Consider the following 4,894-nt stretch of genomic DNA (forward strand, 5'->3'; position numbering starts at 1 on the left):
CCTGCGCCTGGACGGCAAATTCCCTGAAGACGCCGCAGCCGCGCGCGCAGTTCTGCTGGCCGCGCAGGCCGATGCCATGGTGGTGGCCGCCTACGGCCTGATCCTGCCGCAGTGGGTGCTGGATGCCATGGGCCCCGCACGGCCGTCCGAAGGCGCGCAAGCCCCCCTGGACGGCGGCGCATCCTGCGCAGCGGGCAGCGCGGGTGCGCTGGGACTGGGGTGCCTGAACATCCACGCCAGCCTGCTGCCGCGCTGGCGCGGCGCTGCCCCCATCCACCGGGCGATCGAGGCCGGCGATGCCGAAACCGGCGTCACCATCATGCAGATGGACGCAGGGCTCGACACGGGTGACATGTTGCTCATTGAAAAGCTGCCCATCACTGCCCACGACACCACGGCCTCGCTGCACGACCGGCTGGCCGAACTGGGTGGCCGGATGATCGTGGAAGCGCTCGAGTTGGCCGCTTGCGGTGGCCTGCATCCGGTCAAGCAGCCGGCCGAAGGCGTGACCTATGCCCACAAGATCGAGAAGGCCGAAAGCGCGGTGGACTGGTCGCTGCCTGCCGCTGCGATTGGCCGGCATATCCGCGCCTTCGACCCGTTCCCGGGGGCGTCCACCACGCTGGGCAACGAAACCATCAAACTCTGGGACTATGAAATTCATAGCTATCAGCGCTCTCTCGATGAGCGCTGCGGCCAGATTGTTGCCACAGATGGCACGGGAGTGCTGGTGGCCTGCGGCGAAGATGCCTTGCGCCTGACCGTTCTGCAGCGGTCGGGGGGCAAGCGGCTGCCTGCGTCCGATTTCCTGCGCGGCTTTCCGTTGCAGCCCGGTATGGTGCTGGGGGCGGAACACGTACCTGCCGCCACCGGCGCACCGACGGCGCCATGAGCATGCAGGCGGTCCGCCGGACCGTGCGCCATCCGGCGTTTCGCCTGGCAGCAGTGGACATGGCCGGCACTTCGCTGGGCATCGCCGCCTGGGGCATGGTGACCGGTGTGGCCATGGTGAAGAGCGGCATGTCGGCGTCGCTGGCCATCTTCATGTCGCTGGCGGTGTATGCGGGCAGCGCCCAGCTGGCCGTGATTCCGCTGCTGGCCACCGCCGCGCCCCTGTGGGTGGTGTGGCTCACGGCGGCGTGCGTGAACCTTCGCTTCGTGATCTTCAGCAGCCTTTGGCGCAGCTACTTTGCCCACTTGCCGCTGCGCCAGCGCCTGGCCATCGGTTACTTCAGCGGCGACGTGATCTTCGTGGCCTTCATGAAGCGCTTTCCCGAGCCACAGCCCGCACCCGACCAGGTGCCCTATTTCTGGGGCGCCGCCACCACCAACTGGCTGGCCTGGCAGGTGCCGTCGATCGCCGGCATCCTGCTGGCCAATGCCGTGCCCTTGTCGTGGGGCCTCGGGTTTGCCGGCGTGCTGGCGCTGCTCGGGGTGCTGCTGTCGTTGCTGTTCGACCGTGCGACGTGGCTTGCCACGGGGGTGGCCGCAACAGCGGCCATTGCCGCCTTTGCGCTGCCGCTCAAGCTCAACATCCTCGTGGCCATCGTGGCCGCGGTCACCGTCGGCCTGCTGATCGAGGCCGTGGACCGGCGCCGCCACAAACCCGAAGTGCTGCTGGTGCCCGCCGACAGCCTGATCCCCGCCGACGAACTGGAGCAGGTCGAGGCAGGTGACGCGGTGGCACTGCGCGAGGAGCTGCACCCGTGAACTGGTCGTGGCTTGAGCCCCTGGTCGCTGTGGTGGGCCTTGCCGTGCTCACTGTCTTGACGCGCTCTTTCTTCATGCTGCCCGAGCGCGAGATGCCCCTGCCCGACTGGCTCAAGCGCGGGCTCAAATATGCACCGCTGGCAGCCCTCACGGCGGTCATCGCGCCGGAGATCCTCATGGCCCACGGCGAACTGATCGCCACGCTGAAAGACGCGCGCCTGCCCGCCGTGCTGTGCGCCAGCGGCTATTACTTCTGGCGCCGCGGCATCCTGGGCACCATCGTGGTGGGCATGCTGGTGTACCTTCCGCTGCACATCGGCTGGGGCTGGTAGCGCGCGGCAACGGCACGGCGGGCGCCTAAAATGACAGCCCTGTTACACGTGCCCCCTTCGCGAGCTACCCTTCCATGAACATCCTCCGCTTTTCCGATCTGTGCGCCCAGGGCCAGGCCCGTAATCAGCGCATTTTCATCCGTGCCGACATGAACGTGCCGCAGGACGCCGCCGGCCGCATTACCGAAGACACGCGCATCCGCGCCTCGATTCCCTGCATTCGCATGGCCCTGGACGCGGGCGCCGCCGTGATGGTGACCAGCCACCTGGGCCGCCCCACCGAAGGCGAGTTCAAACCCGAAGACTCCTTGGCCCCTGTGGCGCAGCGCCTGTCCGAGCTGCTGGGCCGCGACGTGCCCCTTTTGGCGAACTGGGTGGACGGCGTGAACGTGGCGCCCGGTCAGGTGGTGCTGCTGGAAAACTGCCGCCTGAATGTGGGCGAGAAGAAAAACAAGGAAGAGCTGGCGCGCAAGCTCGCCGCCCTGTGCGACATCTTCGTGAATGACGCTTTTGGCACGGCCCACCGCGCCGAGGGCACCACCTATGGCATTGCGCAGTACGCCCCCATCGCATGCGCAGGCCCCCTGCTTTCCGCCGAAATCGACGCTCTGACCAAGGCCCTGGCGCATCCCCAGCGGCCCCTCGCCGCGATCGTGGCGGGTTCCAAGGTGTCCACCAAGCTCACCATCTTGCAGAGCCTGGCCGACAAGGTCGATCAGTTGATCGTGGGCGGCGGCATTGCCAACACCTTCATGCTGGCTGCCGGGCTGCCCATTGGTAAAAGCCTGGCTGAGCCGGACCTGCTCGACGCGGCCAAGGCCGTCATGGCGACGATGAAGGCCCGCGGCGCCGAGGTGCCGATTCCCACCGACGTGGTCACCGCCAAAACCTTTGCCGCCGACGCGCCCGCCACCATCAAGGCCGCCACCGATGTGGCCGCCGACGACCTGATTCTGGACATTGGCCCCCAGACTGCGACACGGCTGGCCGCGCAGCTCAAGTCCGCGGGCACCATTGTGTGGAACGGACCGGTCGGCGTATTTGAATTCCCTGCCTTTGAAAATGGCACGCGCGAGATCGCCCAGGCCATTGCGCAATCCCCCGCATTCAGTATCGCGGGCGGTGGAGATACTCTGGCGGCCATTGCCAAATATGGCATTGAGCAACAGGTGGGATATATCTCGACGGGTGGCGGCGCATTCCTGGAGGTTCTCGAAGGCAAAACCCTGCCTGCTTTTGAGATTCTCGAAAAACGAGCTGTTACAAAATCCTGAATAACAGGGTCTTGCCAAACGTGAGCAGTTGCGGCTGGCGCGTAAGCATGCGCGCCAATCTGTGACCAAAAACAACGAACTGCCTGCTCCCTGGCGTAGTTAGCGCAATTTTTTCTTGTTTTTGTTGAGCATCCCGCCCAGAATTATTTTTCAAACGCGAGGGATGTAACTGTTCATATCCCCGCCTCTCAATGGTCCGTAGGAGGGAATCATGTCGTTTTCAAAGGCAATCAGCTTGGCCGTCGTGGCCGGCGCTGTGGCTACTTTGGTGGGGTGCGCTGCAAGGTCGCCAATTCCCCTTGCGGAAAATTTTGAACTGACCGTGCAGCCCAAAGTGCGTTCGGCCGGTCATTGGGATCTGGTTTCCCGTGACGTCGTGGCACAGACGCTGGGCACGCTGGACAAGGCAGGCATTGCCCCGGGAACCCAACTGCACGTGGCACTGCCCCCGAACCCCAGCGCCTTTGAACTGGCCTTTCGCGATTTTCTGATCACCAAGCTGGTTCAGAGCGGTGCCCAGGTGCAGCAGGCTCCGGGCCAGACCCTCGACGTCACCTACAACGTCCAGGTCGTTCGCCACAACAGCGACCGCCCCCATTTCATTCCTGGCCAGTACACCATGATCGCCGCCGGCCTGATGGCCGCCTATGGCCTGCGCCACGAGCACGTCGATACCCAGCTGCTCGCGGGCCTGGGCCTCACGGTCGCGGCCGACTACGCCAGCAGCATCAACTCGGGCGGGCCTACCAATACCGAAATGATCCTGACCACCACCGTGACGCGTGGCGGCCAGTACGTGGCCCGCAAGACCGACGTGTATTACCTCGAGAATGCCGATACGCCCCTGTTCATGCGTCCTTCGTACCGTAACGTCAACCTCAAGGTAGTTTCACAATGAAATCCACCGCACTCCTGAGCGCACTGGCCGCCGTGGTGCTGGCCGGCTGTGCCGCCAACAATGGCACCGTCCGTGTTGACCCCACTTACCAGGACGCTGCCAGCAACCAGTTCCTGCAAAGCAGCCGTGACGCCGTCGGTAAGCTCGTGGCCGGTTTCGACCTGAACGCCCTGGGCGGGGGCCCCGTGCTTGTGGCCACCGTGGTGAACGTCAACGACCTCAGCCGCTCTGCCCCGTTGGGCCGCACCCTGTCGGAGCAATATGCCTCGCACATGGCCGCCAATGGCTTCAATGTGAAGGAAATCAAGCTGCGTGGCGACGTGTTCGTGAAGGAAGGCGCTGGCGAATTGCTGCTGTCGCGTGAAATCAAGGACATCGCCCGCAACCACAATGCATCGCTGGTGCTGGTGGGCACCTATTCGGCCGCAGCGAACTACACCTTCGTGAGCCTGAAGCTGGTGCGCACCGAAGACAGCCGCATTGTCCGTGGCTACGATTACGCGCTGCCCAACGACCGCGACGTGCAGCGCCTGCTGGCAGTGCCCCGCTGACTCCACATTGCCGCCTGCGGGCGGTCGATTTGCAAAAGGCCGTCTCGACGCAAGCCCTTCGCTTAACTTGTTGAAACGAGGGGGCCGGAAACGTCCCTTCCAAGGGCCCCCTCCATCGGATGGGGCCTT

Annotated in this window: 6 protein-coding genes; all 6 read left to right on the plus strand. The window is 64.8% G+C overall.

Features of this window, described 5'->3' with window-relative positions:
• The first annotated feature begins 1 nt into the window (after nucleotide 1).
• The 6 genes from ACDELDRAFT_RS19100 (at nucleotide 2) to ACDELDRAFT_RS19125 (ending at nucleotide 4,765) form a co-directional block, all read left to right on the plus strand.
• Nucleotides 2-892 (plus strand): methionyl-tRNA formyltransferase, encoded by an 891-nt coding sequence (locus ACDELDRAFT_RS19100; protein WP_005799669.1) that lies wholly within the window; start codon nucleotides 2-4, stop codon nucleotides 890-892.
• Nucleotides 889-1,710, plus strand: a complete 822-nt coding sequence (locus tag ACDELDRAFT_RS19105; RefSeq protein ID WP_005799670.1) for an AzlC family ABC transporter permease — start codon at nucleotides 889-891, stop codon at nucleotides 1,708-1,710. The genes ACDELDRAFT_RS19100 and ACDELDRAFT_RS19105 overlap by 4 nt, the downstream gene beginning before the upstream one ends.
• Nucleotides 1,707-2,042 (plus strand): AzlD domain-containing protein, encoded by a 336-nt coding sequence (locus ACDELDRAFT_RS19110; protein ID WP_005799671.1) that lies wholly within the window; start codon nucleotides 1,707-1,709, stop codon nucleotides 2,040-2,042. The genes ACDELDRAFT_RS19105 and ACDELDRAFT_RS19110 overlap by 4 nt, the downstream gene beginning before the upstream one ends.
• 74 nt (nucleotides 2,043-2,116) lie before the next feature.
• Nucleotides 2,117-3,316 (plus strand): phosphoglycerate kinase, encoded by a 1,200-nt coding sequence (locus ACDELDRAFT_RS19115; RefSeq protein WP_005799672.1) that lies wholly within the window; start codon nucleotides 2,117-2,119, stop codon nucleotides 3,314-3,316.
• A gap of 211 nt (nucleotides 3,317-3,527) precedes the next feature.
• Entirely contained in the window at nucleotides 3,528-4,214 is a 687-nt protein-coding gene (locus ACDELDRAFT_RS19120) for a hypothetical protein (RefSeq protein ID WP_005799673.1), read from the plus strand.
• Entirely contained in the window at nucleotides 4,211-4,765 is a 555-nt protein-coding gene (locus ACDELDRAFT_RS19125; RefSeq protein ID WP_005799674.1) for a FlgO family outer membrane protein, read from the plus strand. The genes ACDELDRAFT_RS19120 and ACDELDRAFT_RS19125 overlap by 4 nt, the downstream gene beginning before the upstream one ends.
• The last annotated feature ends 129 nt before the right edge of the window (nucleotides 4,766-4,894 follow it).

It is taken from the genome of Acidovorax delafieldii 2AN, assembly GCF_000175235.1.
GTDB classification, from domain to species: Bacteria; Pseudomonadota; Gammaproteobacteria; order Burkholderiales; family Burkholderiaceae_C; genus Acidovorax; species Acidovorax delafieldii_B.